Origin of the sequence: Actinoplanes sp. NPDC020271, from assembly GCF_044388125.1 — a bacterium.
GTDB lineage: Bacteria > Actinomycetota > Actinomycetes > Mycobacteriales > Micromonosporaceae > Actinoplanes.
On the sequence record NZ_JBIRWQ010000049.1, the window covers coordinates 1 to 20,192 of the forward strand.

Annotated in this window: 22 protein-coding genes; 16 read left to right on the top strand and 6 right to left on the bottom strand. The window is 67.1% G+C overall.

Features of this window, described 5'->3' with window-relative positions; translation table 11 throughout:
* The first annotated feature begins 140 nt into the window (after positions 1-140).
* The 8 genes from ACH442_RS46145 (at position 141) to ACH442_RS46180 (ending at position 6,132) form a co-directional block, all read left to right on the top strand.
* Complete coding sequence (locus ACH442_RS46145; protein WP_396344562.1) at positions 141-416, top strand: hypothetical protein; 276 nt, start codon at positions 141-143, stop codon at positions 414-416.
* A 99-nt stretch (positions 417-515) separates the two neighbouring features.
* Positions 516-1,175, top strand: coding sequence for a hypothetical protein (locus ACH442_RS46150; protein ID WP_396344563.1), 660 nt, complete (start codon positions 516-518; stop codon positions 1,173-1,175).
* Between the two features lie 97 nt (positions 1,176-1,272).
* Positions 1,273-2,508 carry a methyltransferase, FxLD system gene (gene fxlM / locus ACH442_RS46155; RefSeq protein WP_396344564.1) on the top strand — a complete coding sequence of 412 codons (1,236 nt, stop codon included), beginning with the start codon at positions 1,273-1,275 and terminating at the stop codon, positions 2,506-2,508.
* On the top strand, positions 2,505-3,131 hold the full coding sequence (locus ACH442_RS46160) for an AAA family ATPase (RefSeq protein ID WP_396344565.1): 627 nt from the start codon (positions 2,505-2,507) through the stop codon (positions 3,129-3,131). Before fxlM ends, ACH442_RS46160 begins: the two co-directional genes overlap by 4 nt.
* Positions 3,124-3,669 (top strand): GNAT family N-acetyltransferase, encoded by a 546-nt coding sequence (locus ACH442_RS46165; protein ID WP_396344566.1) that lies wholly within the window; start codon positions 3,124-3,126, stop codon positions 3,667-3,669. The genes ACH442_RS46160 and ACH442_RS46165 overlap by 8 nt, the downstream gene beginning before the upstream one ends.
* Before the next feature lie 68 nt (positions 3,670-3,737).
* Complete coding sequence (locus tag ACH442_RS46170; RefSeq protein WP_396344567.1) at positions 3,738-4,340, top strand: nucleotidyltransferase family protein; 603 nt, start codon at positions 3,738-3,740, stop codon at positions 4,338-4,340.
* 274 nt (positions 4,341-4,614) lie between these two features.
* Positions 4,615-4,980, top strand: a complete 366-nt coding sequence (locus tag ACH442_RS46175; RefSeq protein WP_396344568.1) for an NUDIX hydrolase — start codon at positions 4,615-4,617, stop codon at positions 4,978-4,980.
* Between the two features lie 354 nt (positions 4,981-5,334).
* On the top strand, positions 5,335-6,132 hold the full coding sequence (locus ACH442_RS46180) for a carbon-nitrogen hydrolase family protein (RefSeq protein WP_396344569.1): 798 nt from the start codon (positions 5,335-5,337) through the stop codon (positions 6,130-6,132).
* A 75-nt stretch (positions 6,133-6,207) separates the two neighbouring features.
* Here the strand turns inward: ACH442_RS46180 and murF are convergent, their stop codons facing one another.
* The 3 genes from murF to ACH442_RS46195 form a co-directional block, all read right to left on the bottom strand.
* Positions 6,208-7,581, bottom strand: coding sequence for a UDP-N-acetylmuramoyl-tripeptide--D-alanyl-D-alanine ligase (murF, locus tag ACH442_RS46185; RefSeq protein WP_396344600.1), 1,374 nt, complete (start codon positions 7,579-7,581; stop codon positions 6,208-6,210).
* A 192-nt stretch (positions 7,582-7,773) separates the two neighbouring features.
* On the bottom strand, positions 7,774-8,148 hold the full coding sequence (locus tag ACH442_RS46190; RefSeq protein ID WP_396344570.1) for a hypothetical protein: 375 nt from the start codon (positions 8,146-8,148) through the stop codon (positions 7,774-7,776).
* Between the two features lie 28 nt (positions 8,149-8,176).
* Positions 8,177-9,487 carry a helix-turn-helix transcriptional regulator gene (locus ACH442_RS46195; RefSeq protein ID WP_396344571.1) on the bottom strand — a complete coding sequence of 437 codons (1,311 nt, stop codon included), beginning with the start codon at positions 9,485-9,487 and terminating at the stop codon, positions 8,177-8,179.
* Positions 9,488-9,660: 173 nt separating this feature from the next.
* On the opposite strand from ACH442_RS46195, the gene ACH442_RS46200 reads away from it, so the two are divergent.
* The 5 genes from ACH442_RS46200 to ACH442_RS46220 all read left to right on the top strand — a co-directional run bounded on the left by ACH442_RS46200 (position 9,661) and on the right by ACH442_RS46220 (position 13,177).
* Positions 9,661-10,617, top strand: a complete 957-nt coding sequence (locus ACH442_RS46200) for a JmjC domain-containing protein (protein WP_396344572.1) — start codon at positions 9,661-9,663, stop codon at positions 10,615-10,617.
* 56 nt (positions 10,618-10,673) lie between these two features.
* Positions 10,674-11,150 carry a hypothetical protein gene (locus ACH442_RS46205; RefSeq protein ID WP_396344573.1) on the top strand — a complete coding sequence of 159 codons (477 nt, stop codon included), beginning with the start codon at positions 10,674-10,676 and terminating at the stop codon, positions 11,148-11,150.
* Positions 11,151-11,166: 16 nt separating this feature from the next.
* The gene (locus ACH442_RS46210; RefSeq protein ID WP_396344574.1) at positions 11,167-11,994 is read left to right on the top strand and encodes a phosphotransferase family protein; all 828 of its coding nucleotides are present in this window, start codon (positions 11,167-11,169) and stop codon (positions 11,992-11,994) included.
* A gap of 214 nt (positions 11,995-12,208) precedes the next feature.
* On the top strand, positions 12,209-12,460 hold the full coding sequence (locus tag ACH442_RS46215) for a hypothetical protein (RefSeq protein WP_396344575.1): 252 nt from the start codon (positions 12,209-12,211) through the stop codon (positions 12,458-12,460).
* Positions 12,461-12,682: 222 nt separating this feature from the next.
* Entirely contained in the window at positions 12,683-13,177 is a 495-nt protein-coding gene (locus tag ACH442_RS46220; RefSeq protein WP_396344576.1) for a hypothetical protein, read from the top strand.
* Between the two features lie 222 nt (positions 13,178-13,399).
* On the opposite strand, the gene ACH442_RS46225 is transcribed toward ACH442_RS46220, so the two are convergent.
* From ACH442_RS46225 to ACH442_RS46235, 3 genes are all read right to left on the bottom strand, one after another.
* On the bottom strand, positions 13,400-15,112 hold the full coding sequence (locus tag ACH442_RS46225) for a hydrogenase maturation protein (RefSeq protein ID WP_396344577.1): 1,713 nt from the start codon (positions 15,110-15,112) through the stop codon (positions 13,400-13,402).
* A 163-nt stretch (positions 15,113-15,275) separates the two neighbouring features.
* Complete coding sequence (locus ACH442_RS46230; RefSeq protein WP_396344578.1) at positions 15,276-15,641, bottom strand: hypothetical protein; 366 nt, start codon at positions 15,639-15,641, stop codon at positions 15,276-15,278.
* A 191-nt stretch (positions 15,642-15,832) separates the two neighbouring features.
* Positions 15,833-16,369, bottom strand: a complete 537-nt coding sequence (locus ACH442_RS46235; RefSeq protein WP_396344579.1) for a hypothetical protein — start codon at positions 16,367-16,369, stop codon at positions 15,833-15,835.
* Positions 16,370-16,850: 481 nt separating this feature from the next.
* Between ACH442_RS46235 and ACH442_RS46240 the strand changes: the two genes are divergently transcribed.
* From ACH442_RS46240 to ACH442_RS46250, 3 genes are all read left to right on the top strand, one after another.
* Positions 16,851-18,233, top strand: coding sequence for a DUF932 domain-containing protein (locus ACH442_RS46240; RefSeq protein WP_396344580.1), 1,383 nt, complete (start codon positions 16,851-16,853; stop codon positions 18,231-18,233).
* Positions 18,234-18,344: 111 nt separating this feature from the next.
* Positions 18,345-19,544 carry a GGDEF domain-containing protein gene (locus tag ACH442_RS46245; protein ID WP_396344581.1) on the top strand — a complete coding sequence of 400 codons (1,200 nt, stop codon included), beginning with the start codon at positions 18,345-18,347 and terminating at the stop codon, positions 19,542-19,544.
* Complete coding sequence (locus ACH442_RS46250) at positions 19,541-20,188, top strand: hypothetical protein (RefSeq protein ID WP_396344582.1); 648 nt, start codon at positions 19,541-19,543, stop codon at positions 20,186-20,188. The genes ACH442_RS46245 and ACH442_RS46250 overlap by 4 nt, the downstream gene beginning before the upstream one ends.
* Positions 20,189-20,192 lie beyond the last annotated feature (4 nt).

Genomic DNA, 20,192 nt, shown 5'->3' on the forward strand with positions numbered 1-20,192 from the left:
GCACTGCTGGAGGCCTTCACCTGTTCGCGAGATGGATCAACAATCCTCAGATCGAGTGGTCACACTTCCTCGACCAACGTCCCCGGATATCACAGAGACCACATCCTCTGCGGTTAGCCGTCAACATCGAACCCTGCCTGATGTGTCTGGGCGCAGCGATGGCCCTGCGCGTCGACGAGATCTACTACGGCTTGGAGTCACCGGCCGACGGCGGCGCCCGCATCGCCGCGACCTGGCCGCACCATCCGGACCTGCCCTGGTACCGGGCGCCTCGCATGGTCGGCGGGATCCACCGCCTCCAAGTACGCGAGCAATTCCGCCGCTACTGCCAGACGGCGCCGCCCAGCGGCTTCCGCCGCTGGGCGCAAACCCTCGCTGACCTGCCCGGCCAGCAAGCACCGGCCGGCAGATGCTGAGCAGCTCCTCCTCGACACCGGCTGCCCGGACATCAACCGTGCCCGGCACCGGCGTAGCCCGACCAGTTCCAGCAACCACATCCGCGGGAGACAGACACGATGACCTCGACGACTCTTTCCGCCGGGACCACAGCGGTCCGCCGCGACGTACTCGACGGCCTGGTCTGGACCGCCGGCGCGCACCGCGTCCTGGACGACGACGGAACCCGCCTGACCCTGGCGTGCTGGCCCGGCGCCACCACCTTCGCACCCACCTCCTGGATCGAGTGGCTGCGTACCCGCGACGAAGCCACCCGGCTGCAAGCCATCCCCGATCTGGCCAGCCGGCGCTGGCAGCTCGGCGAGTGGATCTGGCGAGACACCGCGGTCCTGACCTGGGTCGGCCTTGACCCCGATTTCAGCCTCCAGCGGTATCTGCCGATCACCGGCGGCGCCGACCACTGGAAGGTGAACTTCGAGCGGCCGGTGCGGCGTACCGCGCTCGGCATCGACACGTTCGACCTACTCCTCGATCTCATCGTCGACCCCCGCACCCTGGCCTGGCAGTGGAAAGACGAGCACGAATATGAGCAGGCACGGGACCTGGGCGTCATCACCGCAGCCGACCACCAGCGCGTCGAACAGGCACGGGAACGGGCCGTCGCCTTTATCGAGACCCGCAGCGGCCCACTCAGACAGGACTGGTCCGGCTGGCGGGCATCTGACCACTGGCCCGTCCCGGCGCTGCCGCCCCACGTCCTGAACTCCGGACCCCTTTGAACATCACTCGCTCGCGTCAGGGCGCCAGCTCAATCCAGCGGCAGCAGCCGTATCGCCGTCTCCACCGGGACTTCAACGTGAAAGGCACGTGCACCCTATGATGGTTACCGCCGACGACATCGCCCCGCGCGCGCTGCGCGCCGAACTCACCGCCCGGCTGGTGAGCAAGGGATGGATCCGCACCCCGGCGGTCAGAGCGGCGTTCGAACGGGTGCCCCGCCACCTGTTCGTCCCGGCCACCGTCACGCTCGCCGACGCGTACGCGGACGAGATCGTGGCCACCAAACGCGGCCCGGACGGCAAAACGATGAGCTCGGTGTCGGCACCGTGGCTGCAGGCCTACATGGTGGAACAAGCCGAAATCCAACCCGGCGCCCGAGTTCTCGAGATCGGCTCCGGCGGCTACAACGCCGCCCTGATCGCCGAGCTCGCCGGCCCGCAGGGGCAGATCGTCACGGTCGACATCGACGCCGACGTCACCACCGCAGCCCGCGCCTACCTGGACCGGGCCGGCTACCCGCACGTCCACGTCGTGCACGGTGACGGCGAACACGGCCACCAGACCGGCGCCCCGTACGACGCGATCATCATCACTGTCGAAGCCGCCGACATCCCACCCGCGATCATCGAGCAACTCGAGACCGACGGTGTCATCGTCATGCCGCTACGGATGCGCGGCATCACCCGTACTCTGACCCTGCGCCCTCGCGGCGATCACCTCGCCGCGACCGCGGCGCTGCAATGCGGATTCGTGCCGATGCAAGGCGCCGGCCGCGATCTGACCCGCCGCATCCTGCTACGCGGCGACGCCGTCGTGCTGCGGCTCGACGACGCGACCGAGGTCGACGCCGCCGCGCTGGCTGCGGCACTGGACCGGCCCCGGGCCGACGTGTGGTCACCGGTCACGATCACCATGCAGGAAGGCACCTCCTTCGAAGGCCTGCACCTATGGCTGGCCAGCCAGCCCCGACCGTTCGGCACCCTCATCATCGACCGCGAGCGCACCGCCGGCCTGCTCGACCCACAAGACAAATTCACCTGCCCCACCCTGCTGAGCACCGACAGCCTCGCCTACCTAACCATGCGAAAGACCGGCGACAACTGCTGGCAATTCGGCGCCCACGGCTTCGGACCCGACGCCGGCACCCTCACCAGCGACCTGATCGACCTGCTCACGGTCTGGGACCGCGACTACCGCCCCGGCCCGGCCCCGCACATCACCGTGCACCCCACTGGCACATCCCTGCCCGATGGCGACCACCTCCGGCTGCTGGTCCCGCGCCGGCACACCACGATCGCCGTCACCTGGCCCGCCCCGGCAGGCCCACGATGACCACCGACCCGAAACACCCGACGCTGGTCGTGATCCGCGGCAACTCAGGCTCGGGAAAGACCACCACAGCCCGCGAGGTTCGCCGACGAGCAGGCCGCGGAACCGCGCTGGTCGAGCAGGACTACCTGCGCAGGGTCCTGCTCAGAGAACATGGCGGCAACCGGATGCAGCCTGTGGCACCGGCGTTCATCGCCGCGACCACGCGCGCCGCGCTCGACGCCGGCTATCACGTCGTCCTCGAAGGGATCCTGGACAGCGCCGGTCACGGCGCGATCCTGCACCGGCTCATCGCCGAGCATCCCGGGCCGAGCGCCGTCTACTACTTCGATGTGTCGTTCGACGAGACGGTGCGCCGCCACCTGAACCGTGCCGAGCCGATAGCGGTCACCGCGGCCCAGATGCGCGAGTGGTACGCGCCGGGCGACCTGCTCGGCGTCGACGGAGAACACGTCTTCGCCGAGAGCACCGGCTTCGACGAGGCCGTCACGACGATCCTGCACACCAGTGGCCTGGGCAAAGCCACACCCCTGACCCCGTGCCCCACCCGCTGCCCCCGCTGCGCCGAGAAGCGCAACACCGCAACCGCACCCGCCGGGGCCGACCAGCCGGCCGACCATGGCTAAGCCGGCCCGCGGACCGGCCCGCGATGAGCTGCTGCCCGAGTGGCCACGCCTGGTCCAGGAGGGCGAACGGGTCCTGATCAGGTCGCCGGCTCCCGGCGACGAACCCGCCCTGATCGAGATGGCCACCGACGCACAGGTGCGACGGTACATCGGCGGCCCCGTCGACCCGGACACCGCAGCCGCCAGCGCAAACCAAAAGGTCACCGGCCAGCAGCCGGGGCAGTTCGTGATCGTCGAACGGGCAACAGGCGCCGTCGCCGGCAGCGGCAGCCTCGCCCGTAAACGCGGGCCATGGGAGATCTCGTACCAGCTCCGCGCCGCCTTCACCGGCAGAGGGCTAGCCGGCGAAGCCGTCGCGCTGGTGACCGGCTGGTTCTTCGCCACCATGCCCGACGATCTGCTGATCGCCACAACCCAGCGCGCGAACGAAGCCTCACGACGCCTGCTCCAGCGTGCCGGTGCCGTGCTCACCGGCACGTTTGACCAGTACGGCAAGGTCCAGGAGCGATACGACTTCCGGCGCGGCGCAACCAGCTGACATCCGCGACCAGCGCGCCGACATGGCGCCGGCTACCGAAGGTGCCGGTCTGAACGAGAGGGACGAACATGATCAGCAGTGGGCGCCTGCCGCTCGACGAGCAGGTTGTCGCCCTGCGCTCGGCGCTGTCACGCAATGACCGGTTGCAGATGGTGCTGGACCGGATCGCCGGCATGGGGCTGCCGGGCTGGTACCTGACAGGCGGCGCGGTGTTCCAGACTGTGTGGAACGTCGTGACCGGTCGGGAGGCAGATGCCGGGATCAAGGACTACGACATCTTCTACTTCGATGACCGTGACCTGTCGTGGGAGGCCGAGGATGAGGTGATCCGGGCGGCGGCCAGACTCTTTGAGGATCAGCCCGTCGAGGTGGAGATCCGCAACGAAGCCCGGGTCCACCTCTGGTACGAGCAGAAGTTCGGCGAACCGTGCGTCCCGTACGACTCGACCGAGGCGGCCATCGACTCGTTCGCCGCCACCACCTGCGCAGTCGGCATCCGCTCGGACGCTACCGGCCGGTGGCGCGTCTACGCCCCGCACGGCCTCGCCGACGTGTTCAACCTCGTTCTGCGACCTAACCCCGGCCCAGGGCGCCAGCAGGCCTACGTCAGCAAATCAGCACGATGGCAGCGACAATGGCCTGAACTGACCGTTCTCACCTGGCCGGACTGAGCACTACAAATACGGTTCAGCAGCGGGTACAAACTCGATCGACATGCCCTCGCTGATCTGGAGCGCCGCCGATGCGACGATGATCGCCACCGAAAATTGACACTGAGAGGTAGCCTTTGAGGACTCTTACACGTTTCGCCGTCTCCGCCACCAGCAATCTCCTGCAAACGTACTGGAAGATTTTCAAGCCCCCGTACGTTCGGTGTCAAAGCGCTTATCCTGCACCCGTCCGACCCTGACGTGTGCTTGATGATCAGGCACTCCTACGCAGACCATGAGCGCTGGGGACTACCGGGCGGCGGCTACCGCCCCCCGGAAAGAATCAGCGCAGGATGCTATCCGCCGGGAGTGCCGAGAAGAGCTGGGGCTCACATTTACCGGAGGGGTAGAGGTGCTTGACCAACTCACTACCAGCCTTGAAGGGAAACGAGACCATCTGACGATTTTTAGAGGCACGGCATCGTCGGCTGAATTCCAGCGGAATCGGGAGGTTGCGGAAGCCCGTTGGACACCTCTCGACTATTCGCGGCTTCCCGGGGGGAGGCTGGTCTCCCGGTGGGCAGACAAAGCCATCGCATCCCACCGCGTAAGCCGGGGTGTGGACCGTGACGGCGAGCGCGATCGACAGCGGGAGCCGTGACGATGACGCCTGTGTTCACGACCCAGCCCTCGTGGCAGACGGCGCCGGTTCCGCTGGCCCGAGCCGTCGAAGAGTGCGTTGGTAGCCCGGTCATCGGCTTTCGTGATGTTGGCATGATGTACCGCCGACGAGGCGCAGCAACGGCTGCCCCCGTTGTTGGCTCGCCGGATCATCGCGGCCAGCCAAGCCCGGACCGAGCAGACGTGTGTCTACCTCGAGAACGGCTACGTTCCTGACGTCGCATCCGCAGCCCGACAGCGCGCCGGTCGAGAACACGCCAGCGTCGCAGCGCGCCGGACGGATGCACCGCGGAGGTAAGAGGGTGAGTTTTTGCGGATCGCCATCACTGAACCGGTGGCTACCGGTGACATCCGCCGCAACGCGGCCGCCGTCCGGGAGCAAATGCGGCAGGCCGCGAAGCAACGCGCCCGGCTGATCCACTTCCCAGAAGGCCATCTGTCTGGATACGCCAAGGAGCAGGTCGACGACTGGTCACTGGTCGACTGGGACGCCGCCCGGCAGGAGCTGGAGCAGATCGCTGCGCTGGCCGCCGCGTTGCGACTGTGGGTCATTCTCAGCTCCGCGCACCCGCTGACCCCGCCGCACCGGCCGCATAACAGCCTTTACGTCATCTCCGACCAAGGCCGGCTCGTCGACCGGTACGACAAGCGGTTCTGCTCGAACACCGAGGTCACCCGCTTCTACACCCCGGGCGTCCGGCCGGTCACCGTCGACGTCGACGGCTTCCGGTTCGGGTTGATCATCTGCGTGGAGATCAACTTTCCGCACCTATTCAGCGAGTACGAGCAACTCGGCGTGGACTGCCTCCTCATATCGGCGTACCCCGTCGACGAGATTTTCCACGTCAAGGCTCGCGCGCACGCCGCGATCAACAACTACTGGATTTCGCTGTCGGTACCAGCGCAGACCGCGCACCTGGTGCCGGCCGGGCTGATCGGCCCGAACGGTGCCCGTCTCGCCGACATCCCACCAGCCGGTGACCTCGTCGTAGCCGACCTCGACCGCGGCGACCCGCAATTGCACGTCGCACTGAACCTCGCCCGTCCCTGGCGAGCAACAGCCCGGCACGGCGACATCTACCGCGCCCGGCAGGTCCACGACCCCCGCAGCGCCGATCCCACCATCTTCTGACCACGACCCGTGTTCCGGCAGGGAGAATGAGGCCGCTGCCAGCCCGTCCCTGCTTCCGGCCCGCAGATCCGACGTCTAGGACAAGCGCCCTGCGGCAGCGATCGCTGTGGCCACCGGTTGCAGGCCTACGCCGTTCGACCCTTTGACCAAGACCACGTCACCGGGCCGTAATGCCTGCTGAGCCACGTGCAGAGCGGCGTTGGCGTCCGGGAGGTGAAGAGCCGCGACGCCACGGTCGCGGGCAGCGTCGGAGATCAGAGCGGCGTGGGGTCCACCGACGGCGATGACCACGGCGGCTCCGCAATCGGCGGCGAGTTCACCGACCGTCATGTGTTCCCCGGTTGCCGCATCGCCGAGCTCGAACATCTCGCCGAGGACGGCGACGATCCGCCGGCCGCCGGCAATCTTGTGCACAGCCTGCAGGGCGCCGGCCATGGCCGGCGGGCTCGCGTTGTAGGAGTCGTCCACGACGGTGACACCATCGGGGCGGTCGGTGACCCGCATCCGGCCCGCCGAGACCGGTACCGCGGCGCTCAGGCCGGCGGCGACCGCGGCGATGTCGCTGGTGTAGTGCAGGGTCGCCGCGGCCGCCGCCAGCGCGTTGGGCACGAAATGCTCGCCGCGCAGTTGCAGGTGCACGGGCGCCGAGCCGTGAGGCGTGTGCAACTGAAATAGCGGTCGGCCGAGGTCGTCCAGTTCGACGCGTTCGGCGGCGACATCGGCCCGAGCGGTACGGCCGAAGGTGACGACCTGGGCCGTGGTGCGGTTAAGCATACCTGCCACGAGGGAGTCTTCGGCGTTGAGCACGGCACGTCCGCCGGACGGCAACGCTTCGACCAGCTCGCCCTTGGCCGCGGCGATCGCCTCACGGCTGCCGAACTCGCCCAGGTGGGCGGTGCCGACGTTGAGGACCACCCCGACTTGTGGGTGCGCCAGGGAGCACAGGTATGCAATGTCGCCACGGTGCCGGGCGCCCATCTCGGCGACCAGGAACCGTGACTCTGGGGTGAGCTGGGTGATCGTCTGCGGAAGTCCGATCTCGTTGTTGCGGTTCCCGGCGGGAGCAACCGTCGGCCCGAGCCGCGCGAGGACCTGGCCCAGCAGATCTTTGGTAGTGGTCTTGCCGGCCGACCCGGTCACGCCCACCACGTCCAGGTGGGGATGCCGGTCGACGATCGCGGCGGCAAGCCGGCCAAGAGCCTGGCGCACATCGGTGACGATCACGGCCGGCACGCCGACCGGCCGGGTCGTCAATGCCGCCGCCGCACCGCCAGCGACCGCGGCCGCCGCGAAGTGGTGGCCGTCGGTACGAGCGCCGGGCAACGCGACAAACAAGCTCCCGAACGCGACGGCGCGCGAGTCGAAGATAGCGGCTGCGGTGACCTGAGAGCGCGGGTCACCGTCGACGACCGTTCCACCGACCACATCAGCGATCTGTTCCAGCGTCATCGGCAGCACGCGGCAAGGCTATCGGCTCACGGCCGCCCTGGTTGGCGACACTCCCGTCGGCGGCTGTGCACCCCAGTTGCTCCGTGCGGTATCCGCTCCACCGCAGGCTCAGGTTCCTGAACCCTTAACCAAGGTGGCCGTGGCGCCTTTCGTGGAGGCGAACGCACTGAGGGATCAGCCGAAACCTCCGTATCAGGCCAGCGCGCCCTGGGCAACAGCCGCTTCGATGGCATCGAAGATGTCCGCATCAACAGCCTGTTGCCAGGCAGGCAACTGATCCCAGTCGGCGACGTATGACGACTTCGGATTTTCGAAGGCCCGATAGATCTGCGCGTTCCAGCACACGGCCACGAACCGGCCCCGCTGCTCACGACTGAGCTTCGCGACTGCACCATCACTCACCTCGATGAATGCCAGGACCTGGCCGCAGACCGCCGCGGCGGCGCCCCGCTCCCACTCCGCGGTTTCCTCCCACGGAGCGACGTAGCCGGCCTTGGGCTCACCGGGATAGTGACGCCGTACTCCGTCAATCCACGCGTCACGAAACAAACGGCCGTGCTCGATCATCGGCAATTCTCCGGTTCGTAAAGGTCGATCAGGCGCGAGCAAGGACTCCGGTGATCCGGTCGTCGAGAGCGACGATACGGGGATCGCCCGTGAGGGGGTGTAGCTGCGTTTGCAGCGACTGGAGCCTACGGCCGAGATAGCCGGGCGAGCGGGACTGCTCCGCGATCGTGACTGCGGCGTGGCCGTGCAGGAGCACCTCGTCGGCATCGCGTCTGCGGACGCCTACCACTCCGAGATCGACCAGAAGGCTGCTTCGCCGACGCGGCGAGACGCTTCGTTTGAGGGCTGCTGCGAGAGCGTCGGCGGCGAGTTCGGATTGCCCGAGCGTCAGGTGGCAGGCGCCGCGTTCTTCGTCAAGGCGACTCCCGTCGAAGCGCAGCCAGCCGCCCGGATTGATCAAGTCGCTTGATCCGGTGATCTGTTCTGCCAGCGACCAGGCCCGGTTGAAGCCATCCACGTCGTGCAACGCCGCGGCTGCTTGAGCTTGGGCCGAAGCAACCCAGTAGCGGGTTGCCAGCTGGCTGTCCCCTCGGGCAGCGACCCGGCCGGCAGCGTCGAGGACTTTCGCAGCTTGGTCGTACTGCCGGTCGTACAGGCTGACGTACCCGTGGCGGGTCAGCGCGCAGGCCCAATGGTCGTACGCGCTGGCTTCCTTCGCCGCCGACGCGGCCAGGTTGTAGCAGTGGGTGGCATCGGCGTAGAGATCGCTGTCGAAAAATATCTCGCCCGCCAGCTGAAACAGTTCGCTGACCAGAATGCATACCTGCCGATGCTCGAATTCGGACTTGGCGTTGTCCAAGCGATCGATGAGTACGTGAAGCTGGTCTTGGGCGAGTGGATAGACCAGGCGCTTGGTCGCGGATAGGCCGAAGACCTGCCAGAGGTGGGTGTTGAAGTCACGAAGCTCTTTCAGATCACCGGATCGCCGGCCCGCATGCCGGTCGTCGGACTCAGGGGCCGAAGCCAGGTCGTCGGTGTCAGCGATCGGAGCAAGGCAGATCAGCGTTCCAGCGAGACCGAGAAGGCGAAGTAGCTCGCGGCGGTACATGGCGAAGACACCTGTCGTGTATGAATCAGCCCCGAATGCTGCGGGCGCAGCGGTCGCGGGGGCGGCGATAGGAGTCTCATCGCCGTCGGGGATCAGCAGGTCGGTGAGCAGCTCAGGGGTTACTTGAAGCGCCTTGCCGAGACGGTCGCGGGTTTGTGGCTGGGGTGAGGTCTCGCCTCGCTCGATCCGGCCGATCGTGGTGCGGTCGGACATGATCAAAGTCGCGAGTCCCTCTTGGCTCAGACCTACTTCCTCGCGGCGCCGGACCAGACGGCTTCGTCGCGATGCCATTGAGCACCTCCGCTAACACGGTTGCGTGGCCAAGCGTACGGGACGTCGAGGCGCCAATCGGGTGCGCCGCAGAGATGCCTCAGAGATGCCTCCTTCGCGCCGTTTTTTATCGATGCCCGTCTCGCTTTGCTGGAGAGGTCTCCAAGGCCTACTTTCCGGACGCTGGAGTGGGAATGTCTCTTTCGATGTTGTTCGACAAGACCGCGGTCAGCGACATGATGACCGCCTGGCCGACAAAGCCGGTGCTTCACACACCACCCGACGACAGCCGACTTCCCGGCATCGTCAACGCGGCCTTCATCAACGGTTACCTCGACACCGGTACCGCACCCGCAGAGCAGCTCATCTTGATCAAGGACGGAGCGGCGCTGCACTCGAGGGCCTACACGACCGACGGCTACCTCGACCCGGGCAAGGTCGCGAAGTGGCGCGGCCGGGGCTACACCATCCAGCTACGCAACCTGCACCGCTGGTGTCCCGAGGTACACGCGATCTGCGCGGCGATCCAGCACGAGACCGGGTACGGCACCTACGCCACCGGCTTCGTCACGCCGGCCGGGTCGCAGGGCCTGCACCATCACTGGGACCAGAACATGGGCTTCGTCTACCAGCTCGCCGGCCGCAAGACCTGGCAGCTCTGGGAGCCCGGGGTCGAGGAGCCGCACCGGGAGCAGCTCGCGTCCAACACCGCACCGGGCAGCGACGTCCTCAACCGCATGAAAACGATGCACCCTGACTACGAGTTCGCCCTCGAGCCCGGCCAAATCCTGGTGCTCCCGCGCGGCTGGATGCACAACCCACACGCGCGTGACCAGGTCGAGGAGAGCATCCACGTGACCTTCGTAGCCCGCGAGCGCACCGGCTACTGGATCGCCGGGAAGCTGGCCCAGGCCGCGCTCACCTCAACCCCGCTACGGCGTGTCATCCCGCCCGCCAGCGTCGTCGAGCCCGCCACGTTCGCCGGGCAGATCGCCGAGGCACGAGATCTGCTGGTGGACTGGCTGGCCGGCGCCGACGTCAGCACGCTGGCCGCCGAGCTGCTCCAGGACGCCCGCACCGAGCCGAACGTCGACTACATCTCCCACGCACCACGACACGACCCCAACGGCCAGCACCAAACGGCCACTTGATTCGGGATGCCACCGGCGCGTCAGGCGTCGGCAATCCATAACCCCTAGGAGGAACCATGACCCTCACGACCACTTTGCCGGCGAAGGCCGACAAGGACCCGCAGGCCCTCATCGACCCGGGGACCTTCGACAAGCTCGCTGACTTCTTCGCCGCCCGCCAGGAGGTCACCAAGACCTACGCCCGGCGGGCTGTCGGGCAGCTGCTGCTCATGCTCAAGGCGCACGCCGACTCGCAGCACGACCCCGACTTCGGCCGGCTGCTGCCCGACGGCCGGTCCTACCGCGTCGTCCCGACCGAGCCGGTCGACGCGGCCTGGCACACGTCGTTGCAACACACCGAGGCGTACGCCGCCGCCTGCGAGCAGATTGCGGGAAGCTTCGTGCACCACCTGCCGATCCTGACCGAGGGCATGGCCGACGGCTCCTCGCTGGAGTACACCCGCCAGGCACTGAAGGCGACCGGCTACTACATCGACCCCGAGTTCTGGGACGGCGAGGCAAAGTCCTGCTGCCCGCCGAACCCGGGAATCTGAAAGGGCTAACTGACCGATGCGCATTGACTGGACCGCGTTGCCCGAGGCTGTCACGAGCGAGGTAGCCGACCGGGTCGGCGAAGCTCGCGCCGTCCCAGCTGCGGCCGGTGACCATGCGGAGATAGCCGCTACCGTCACCGGGTCGAAGGGACAGGTCTTCGTCAAGGCGGCCCATACCGATTTCGGTGTCCGGTCACTGCGCTACGAGCTGCGGGTGGGTGAGGCCGTCAGCGTGCCTCACTCACCTGCGATCGAGTGGCACTTCGAAGCGGCCGGCTGGCTGATGGTGGCGTTCGAACACTGCGAAGGCCGGCACGCCGACCTGAGTCCGGGCAGCCCCGATCTCGCACTGCTCGACGAGTTCCTGCAGGTCATCGGCAAAACACCTGCGCCCGACGTTCCGCTGTTCACCCCCAAAGGGCGTATCGGATTCGAGCATCCCGCCATGGACGGCGACACGCTGGTCCACACCGACCTTTCCGCCGCCAACCTGATCGTCACCCCAGACGGTCTACGGGTCGTCGACTGGGCCTTCGCCACCAAGGCAGCTCCGTGGTTCGAGCTGGCCTCGCTCACCCATTGGCTGATCGGCGCCGGGCATACCCCTCAACAGGCTGAACAGTGGTTGGCGCGGCACCCGGCGTGGCGGCTGACCGATCCAGGGGTTTTGGACTACTTCGCGACGAAGAACGCGCAGAAGTGGGCCGCCAAAGCGGCGGGGACGAGCACACCGTGGATGCATGACCTCGCGGCATGGACCTCACAATGGGCCACTCATCGGACCGGACCAGCTAGTGGCGATGGCAGCCCCCGCTGGCGGCCGCCGCACGGACGTGCTCGTTGACGCGCTGCGCGTGGCCCAGGACGCGATCGTCGCCGCCATCCGGAATATAACCCCGACAGCCCGGTCAGCCCGTCGGGGTGACTCGCGCAGACTTTTGATCGGACCGCCGGCCGCCCAGCTACCGCCCACGAACGGGCGATCTGGCGGCCGGCAGCCCGCGGCGAACACGTTGGCGTGCTGACGGCCGCTGTCACCCCGAGTTAGGCTGCCGGTGATGAGCACGAAAGCAGACACCCGGATTGCCGGGGTGATCCTGGTCGATGCGCACGGACGATTGTTACTCCGGCTGTGCGACGCCAACACCCGGATCGACCCAGACAGCTGGTACCTGCCCGACGGGCGCGTCGACGACGCGGGAACTTCCTTAACGCCGCCCGCCGCGCGGCACTGCCCGCGTTCCTACACGATTACAACCATCATCGGCCCCACGCCGCCATCGGCAAGGCCGCACCGATCACCCGGTTGAACAACCTGGCTGGACATCACACCTAGGCCGGCAAGTCGTTCATGACCTGCCCGTCCATGGATACGGTGAGGTCGTCCGTCGCGCTGTACAAGCGGCGCCACTACCAGGCTGAGTGACCGGAGCCCAGGTGGCTGAGGTCGGGCCGACGGGCGGCATCTGGTCCAGGCGGGAGTGCGCTGGCTACTCTCGAGTGACGAGAATGACATCTGCCAGGAGTTGGACGTGCAAGACGCGGTCGGAATTCAGGAGAACCCGGTCGAGCAGGCACTGCTGCGGCAGGGGCGTGTGGCGCGGCAACGCGACCGGGTACGCCGAGCGACCGGCTTCGCAGCCTGGCCGAGCGCAGTGATCGGGTCGGGCCTACTTAGCCACTACGGCGCTTCCGGTGATCCGGACGCTTTCGTGTCCTGGATCCTGTTGGTGCTCGCGTTGGTCTTGTTGATCGTCGCGTACGGATGGTGGCTGGCGCGCCAGCTGTCGCCTCGGGTGCCGCCGTGGCCAGGCTCGCAACGCGCCGCGCGGGTGGGCACCTGGGCTGCCGCCGCCGTAGGAATCATCGTCGCTGTCCTCCTGGCACGGACTATTCCAGCTGCCAGTCTGCTCTTCGGGGCGCTCGTGGCGGGAATGCTGGTGACGCTCCGGGTTCGCGAGCGGACCCTTGATCGGCAGTTCGAGCAGTTGGGCCATGACATCCTGGTTCTCGTCGGGTACCGGTAGCGAACCGGAGCCGCGAGCGGTCAGCGCCGTGGTCGTGGAACGCCAACCAAATTTCAGCGATCACCATCGACCGTCATCCGACGGTGACCACCTGTGATCCACAGGCACGGAGCCTGCGCACTGCATAACCCTGCAGCAGACCCGCCATGGTCCACGCGTCTGACCTGAGCCGACAGCTCACCGGTCCACCACGACAGCGGCGACCAATCGTTTCGTGACGGCTCACCGCGCAAGCATGGGGAAGGCCGGCTGGAGGTGCAGCCTGCCGGGAGTTGGGGCACCAGCCTTGGTGACGAACGCTCGGCGGGCAGCGGTGAAGCCGAACCGGTCATCGAACAGATCGCGGCTCATCTGCGCCAACTCACGCACCTCGTATACCCCGAGCGGGAGTCCTTCGGCAAGGCGGCGGTGCTTCGCGTCAGATCGAGCCCGGACCAATGCCGAGTCGGTCTCCTCGACCGCCAGCGCCATCAGCCACTCCAGGAAAACGCCCGGATCCCGCGGACCAACCTCGTCGATCAGATCGATCCAGGAGGCCCGGTGAGCGTCCACCGGGACCTGGTCGGTCAGCAGCCGTGCCGCCCGCTCGGCGCCGACCCGGGCAGGCAGCGTGTACGTGTGCAGCTCCGATCCGTACAGGCCCATGTCGTAGTACGGATTGAGCACGATGCCATCCCTGGCAGCGACCACGTCAGCGCCGAGCCCGAGCATCACTCCGCCTGCTCCGGCCGAGCCGTTGTAGGCGGCGATCACCGTCTGCCGCGTACAGGTGATGATCTCACGGCATACCTCGTTGATCGCCCGGATGTTAGCCCAGCCCTCGGCGGCCGGATCGGCAGCGGCCTCGATGACGTTGAGGTGGATGCCGTTGCTGAACGCCTCCGTGCCGCTGCACAACACGACCACCCGGGTGTCCTGCTCGATGGCGTGCCGCAGTCCGGCCAGCAGCCGGCGACAATGACCGGCCGCCATTGCCCCGTTGTAGAAGTCAAAGTCCAGCCATCCCACCACACCGGCACGCCGATACCGGATCTGCCCGTACCCGGACGCCGTCTGAGGTCCTCGTCCTGATCGGCTCGCCGCATGCGCAACACCGTGCACCAGCGATCCCAAGACGGTGACCGCGGGCAACTTGATCGCCGGTCGGTCACCGTCATTTTCAGCTAGTCGCAGGTGACCGAGCCAGACACTGCCGTCGCCCGCCGCGACCAGCACAGCGCCTTCGCGGCGCAGCAGCACGTCGCCCGGCCGGCGCCCGCGAACCGTGCCGGGGTGAGCATCGTAGGCGTACACCGGCAGCCCGGCCACCTCGGTCAGCGCGCCCGGGCTGCCGTCGGCGGCGCGGATGCGCCGCACGATGTGCTCGCTCGGCCCGGCCCAGTCGATCACACGATCCGTCTGCCGCATCGCCGGCCGGGCCCGGGCACCGGGTACCTCGACCGGCATCCGGTCCACCGGGGTCGGGGTAAACGAGCTGTCGGCGGCCTTGGCGACGACCTCGAGAACACACTCCAAGGCTGCGTCAGCGACCGGTCCTGCGTACAGAGCCGATTTGCGCGGGCTGGCAGCCGGCATGGTGAACGTGCGCGTCGCCCAGATCGGCCCGGCGTCCATTTCTTCGACGGCCTGCAGCGCGGTGACGCCCCAGCGGGCGACGCCGTCGCTGATAGCCCAGTCCAGCGATGACGGGCCGCGGTCCCCGACGGGTCCGGGATGGATGACGATCGTCGGCCAGTGCTGCCACACCTCTGCGGGGATCCGCTTGGTCAGGTACGGGCACAGGATCAGGTCCGGGTTCGCGCTACGGACTCCGGCGGTGATGTCGCAGCCGTCTGTGGCGATGTGCACGCCGACGTCATGTCCGAGGGCTTGCAGCGCGCACCAGACGCGTTGGCTCAACCCGTTGAACGCGGTGACCAGCAGAAGGATTCGCACGCGTTCCTCCGTGAGGCGTTTGAGGTTGTGTTTTGGTGATGGCGGCTGCCCATCGGATACCGCTGGTTGTCTCGTTGAGTAGTGGCGTAAGGCAGGCGGGCCGGCCGCTGGCTGGCGGGCAGCGGCCGGCCTGCTTAGGCCCGTGGGTTCGCGGCGGCTGGGGTCAGCTGGCCAGGGCGATGCTGTCGCGCCAGCAGGCTTCGGTCAGCTTGGCCTTGTAGTTGCCGTAGAGCCCGCCGATCGCCTTGCTGCTGAGGCTGCCGGTGCCCGAGGCGATCGTCACGCCGGTCCCGGTGTCCCACACCTTCCAGGGGCTGCCCTTGCAGGCCGAGACGGAGACCCAGATCTTGTGCTGGCTGTTCGGGCCAATCGTTCCCGTGGTGCAGGTCCGGTGCCACCCGTACCAGTACGGGGCGGTGCACGAGGTGTTGCCGGCGAACGCCGGCGAGGCGATACCGCCGACGACCGCCGTGGCGGCCGCGGCTGAGGCCGCCATCGCGGCGATCGTTGTCTTCTTCATGAGGTTCATTTCCGCTCCAATCTGCGAAGGCGCTCGCCAGGCATTCCTGTCGCCGTAAATGGGCTACGAACCTGACGTGCGCAGGTACGATGCAGGGGACGTCAATGGGATGGGCGGGCCGCGCAGGACCACATTCATCTGCCACTCAGAGAACGGCAGCGCCCAACGAAAGCGATTTCCGCTGCAACTCGCGGCGATGGTTATGCGCAGAATTCCGGCTTCGAGGTAGCGCCCCACCCGGCGATCCCAAGTACGTTGTAAGGGCTTCCCGCATTTGCCGCCGAGACGTATGCGTTGAAGTAGTCGCAGCCTTTCGCGTTGGGCGCATAAAAGATCTCGGTGTTGTAGGCGCCCTTCTTCAGATACCGCGCGCCGCTCGGCGTCTTGTTCGGCTTCCAGATGCCATACACCGCCGACCCCTTAAAGCGGTTCTGATAGAACCCGAGCATGCGCTTGCGCGACTCGCCCCTGACGTATCCGATGTCACGAGTGAGATACATGCGAGACCACTGGTAACCAGCGCAGTGGCTGGTCCGGCTCGCCCGCCATTCGACCCACCCGTAGTCGACATCAATCGGCGTCTTGAGGCGCACTGTCGAGCCGATGCGCAAATTCGTGGCGCAGCCCTTGACCGTGCTCGGCGCTATACCGTGGTATCTAGACGCGCTGGCATATGTTGGATTTCCGAATCCCAGCACCACAGTTGCGATCAAGACCGCGCCCGACAACATCATCAACGGCCACCTCCTTGCAGCCGCCGTCCGCGAATCTAATGGTCGCCCCATGAGGAAATCCCCCGTCGTCAGGTAAAGGGGAACCAGCAGCGGGTTTATTAGGCAAAAACTGATTTCACCGGCGCTATCTTCTGCGCCAGGATGATGAGAGTCAGGCCGCTTCGGTCCCTGCGCTCAGCATTGCAGCGAGCATGAGGAGAAGATAGTTGTCTCCGGTTGTCTCCGGTTGTCTCCGGTTGTCACGCCTGAGTCCGCAAAAATCCGATGACCGCTGTGCCATAGAAGCTATTTGGAGAGATCAACGCGACGCCGCAAAGCGGCATGCCCATACCTCAACATTCGGTTCCTCAGGGTCCTCCAGCGGCAATGGAACGCTGACGTATCTGGTGGTTGCCACAGGCTGTCCTCCCAGCAGCGGGCTGAGGCGGTGCGCCGTCCGGGCAGTGCTGGCATCCGGAGGGGGCGGCGGTGCTGGCCTGGCACGATGGCTCGGCCCGGTCCGGGCGCAAGGCCGGGGCGAGAACATCTTGGCCTTCGGCCAGAGATCTTCTCGTCCCGTGATGCCTTGGCGCTCCGGCCTGCGGGCCGGCCGATGTGCCGGGCGAGCCAGCACGCGCTCGCTCCCTCCGGAAGCCACAGGCTCCGCACCGGGCGGGCGCGTACCCGCCAGCCGCACGCTCGTCGGGCGGCTCGCTCGTCAAGGGGCATGTTCTCTATGGCTCAGCCGACTCTGACCATCGCACCGAACCGTCACATCAGTCTCGAATCGATGATGCGGACCTTGTCCGCACAGAAGGCTCGTGCGGACGACATCATCGCCAGTCCGGCGAAGCTGCGGTCCGTCGACGGCAAACTTGTCATCGCCGGTGCCGTACCCCAGCTACGCAGCGACGGCGTCACCCTGACCGATGGGATCTACGCGCTTAATGACATCGCGCTGGGCGGCATCGGCGACAAGCTGAAGATCCCGGTGGCATATCTGCGGCGGATGGCGCGGGAGAACGTGCCGCTGCTGGACTACAACATCAACGGATGGCTCGAGAACGACGACCGACGGTTCCTGGTGCGTTGTCTGCGCGAGGACCCGGCAAGCAGTACCGGTGTCGCGCGCGCGTTCCTGTCCGACCGTTATCTGCGAATTGACAACCTGGACGTGCTGCTGTCCGTGCTCGACGGCATCCGAGAGACCGGCGTCCACGTCGAGGTCGCCTCGGGTGATTTGACCGACCGGCGCATGTACGTGCGGTTCATCTGCCCGCAGTTGCAGGTGCTGGCTCCGCAGCTGTTGCGTGACTATCGGTCGCCGTTCGACGGGCGTCGCGGCAGCGACCTGCCGATCATCTGCGCTGGTTTCCGGCTCACCAATTCCGAGACCGGCTTCGGCCGCTATCGCCTGGACCCGTTCGTGCGGATGGAGGTGTGCCTGAACGGCATGACCATCGACCGCGGTGTTCTCAGCCGTGTGCACTTGGGCAGCCGGATCACCGACGACGACGGCATCATCGAACCGTCAGCGGCGACGATCGCTGCAGAGCTTGAGGTGATCAAGCAGCAGACCAAGGACGCGGTCAAGGCTTACCTGGACATCGACTTCGTCACCCGTGCCGTCCGTGAGCTCGAGAAGGCTGCCGGGGTCAGCGTCACCCGGCCCGAGGAGACGCTCAAGGTGCTGGGCCAGAAGCTCAAGTACAGCGAGGACCAGCAGCGCGACATCCTGGCGCACTTCATCAGCGGCGCCGATCTGAGCGCCGGCGGGATCATGCAGGCCGTCACGTCCTACGGGCGCAGCGTTGACGACGCTGACGTCGGCTACCAGATGGAGAACACCGCGATCCAGGCCATGCGCCTGGCCGCTGCAGCCGCCTGAGCCCTGAGCGCCGTCGCGCCGCTTCGGCGCCTTCTGCCTGTCGTGGGGCCCGCGTCCGAGCCGTGCGCGGGCCTCACTCGATTTCGCGTGAGGGATTGCTTGATGCACTGGATGAATATCGTGGTCATCGGCGGCGCGACGATCCTCGGTGCCGCTGCCGGCCGGATAAGTACCGCACCGACGATTCGAGGGCTGCGCGCACAGGTGCGCCAGTTGACACGGCGCGTCCATGAGGATCCGTTGACCGCCGTCCTGAACCGATCCGGCCTCGAACAGGCCTACACCGCCGCGGCCGGCCGAGACAGATACCTGATCTTGCTCGACCTGGATGCTTTCAAGCAGGCCAACGATCGGCATGGCCACCCCGCTGGCGACCGGGTGTTGGCCGCTGTGGGCAGCCGCCTGACCGCGGTCGCGTCTCGCCTGGGCGGTTGGGCAGGGCGGCTCGGCGGTGACGAGTTCGCCCTGATCCTGCCGACCAGCAGCCTCCACGTGGCCAGTGCCGCAGCGGCAGAGGCGTGCGCGCCGTTTCTGATCCCGGACTTACCGACCGGGCCGTTGTCCGTGCCCGGCACCGCCGGGCTAGCCTCCGCGCGCCCTGGGTACTCCTGGTCGCGAGTGCTGACGGAGGCGGATATCGCGCTGTACCAGGCCAAGAAAGCCGGTGCGCCGGTCGTCTACGAGCCGGGTATGGCCTACCCCGATGACCTGCCGCAGCTGCGCCGGCAGGCACGCGATGCAAGCCGCATTCTGTGCTGTCGCGGCCGCCGGCTGGGGCTGGGCACCGATCGGGACGAAGGGGTCGTGATCGCTGATCTGCTCAGCGGTTCCGACCTGGAGTGCCTGGCGGTAACGGCCGTCGAACTGTGGCAGAGCGCCGACACAACGGCCTTGACCGAACGGCAGCAGCAGGCACTGCAGCGAGCCCGAGACGCGCTGGCTGACGAGTACGCCGAAGCCGGTGATCCGGTGCCGCTCTGGGCGTCCTCTGCGCCGGCGGTGTGGGTGTTGCGTCGGTGGGATCGCCATGACGATGTCATCAGTCTGCACGCCGACCAGGACGTGGCGTATGCCGCACTCGCCGCGCACGTCAGATCGTCGTGGGCCGATATCGGCTCGGACCTTGGCGCGCCGCCTGAACCCCCCGGCGATGATCGTCAGGCGGTAGCGCTGTACTACGGGTCCGAGGGCGATAGCCGGCCCGACGAGGGATTCCGTATCTACCCCGACCAGATCACCACAGCGGATCAGCACTGCCGTGACTGGCGGGGCAACACGGTGAGCACCCCAGGTTGCGGGATCGCCCGATGAAAGGTCGTACCAAACTTCCTGCCGCGGTCGCCATCAACGCAACCCGGCCGGGATTCGAGGGCAGGGTGGCTGAATCTGCGCCGGCGGTGTATCAGCCAGCGCTGCTTCCCTCCGCCGCCGGCCTCACCTCGGTTCCGCTGGATTGTGCCAACGAGTTGCTCACCGCGTGGGGTCACTACCTTGGTGCCTGCCACCGCCCGTTCGGCGCGCAAGCGTGGGCGTTGGAAGTGGCCGGTGAACCGGTTGGCGTCGCGGTCAGCGCCTCCACGGTGAGCAGCACCGCGGCCGGCTACGGCCGTAAACAGCTGGTCGAGCTTGCCCGGCTGTGCTCGGCGCCGACCGCCCGCTGGGCAACTCGGCCCATGCTGCGGCTCTGGCGCGAGGTCGCCGCGCCGGCCTGGCCGTACTGGCCGGTGGTCGCCGCCGTCGCCTACAGCCACAACGGCCAACATGACGGTGGCATCTATCGCTTCGATGGCTGGACCCGGTCGTCCATCTCCTCCGGATCGCTCGGCGGCGGTACCTGGTCACGTCGCCGCGGCCCCCAGCACAGCGCCCGTGGTGCCAAAACGTTGTGGCTGTGGCCCTTCGACCACCAACACCGCGATCGCGCTCACCCGTCGCAGCAGAGGCCGGCAGATTGAAGGA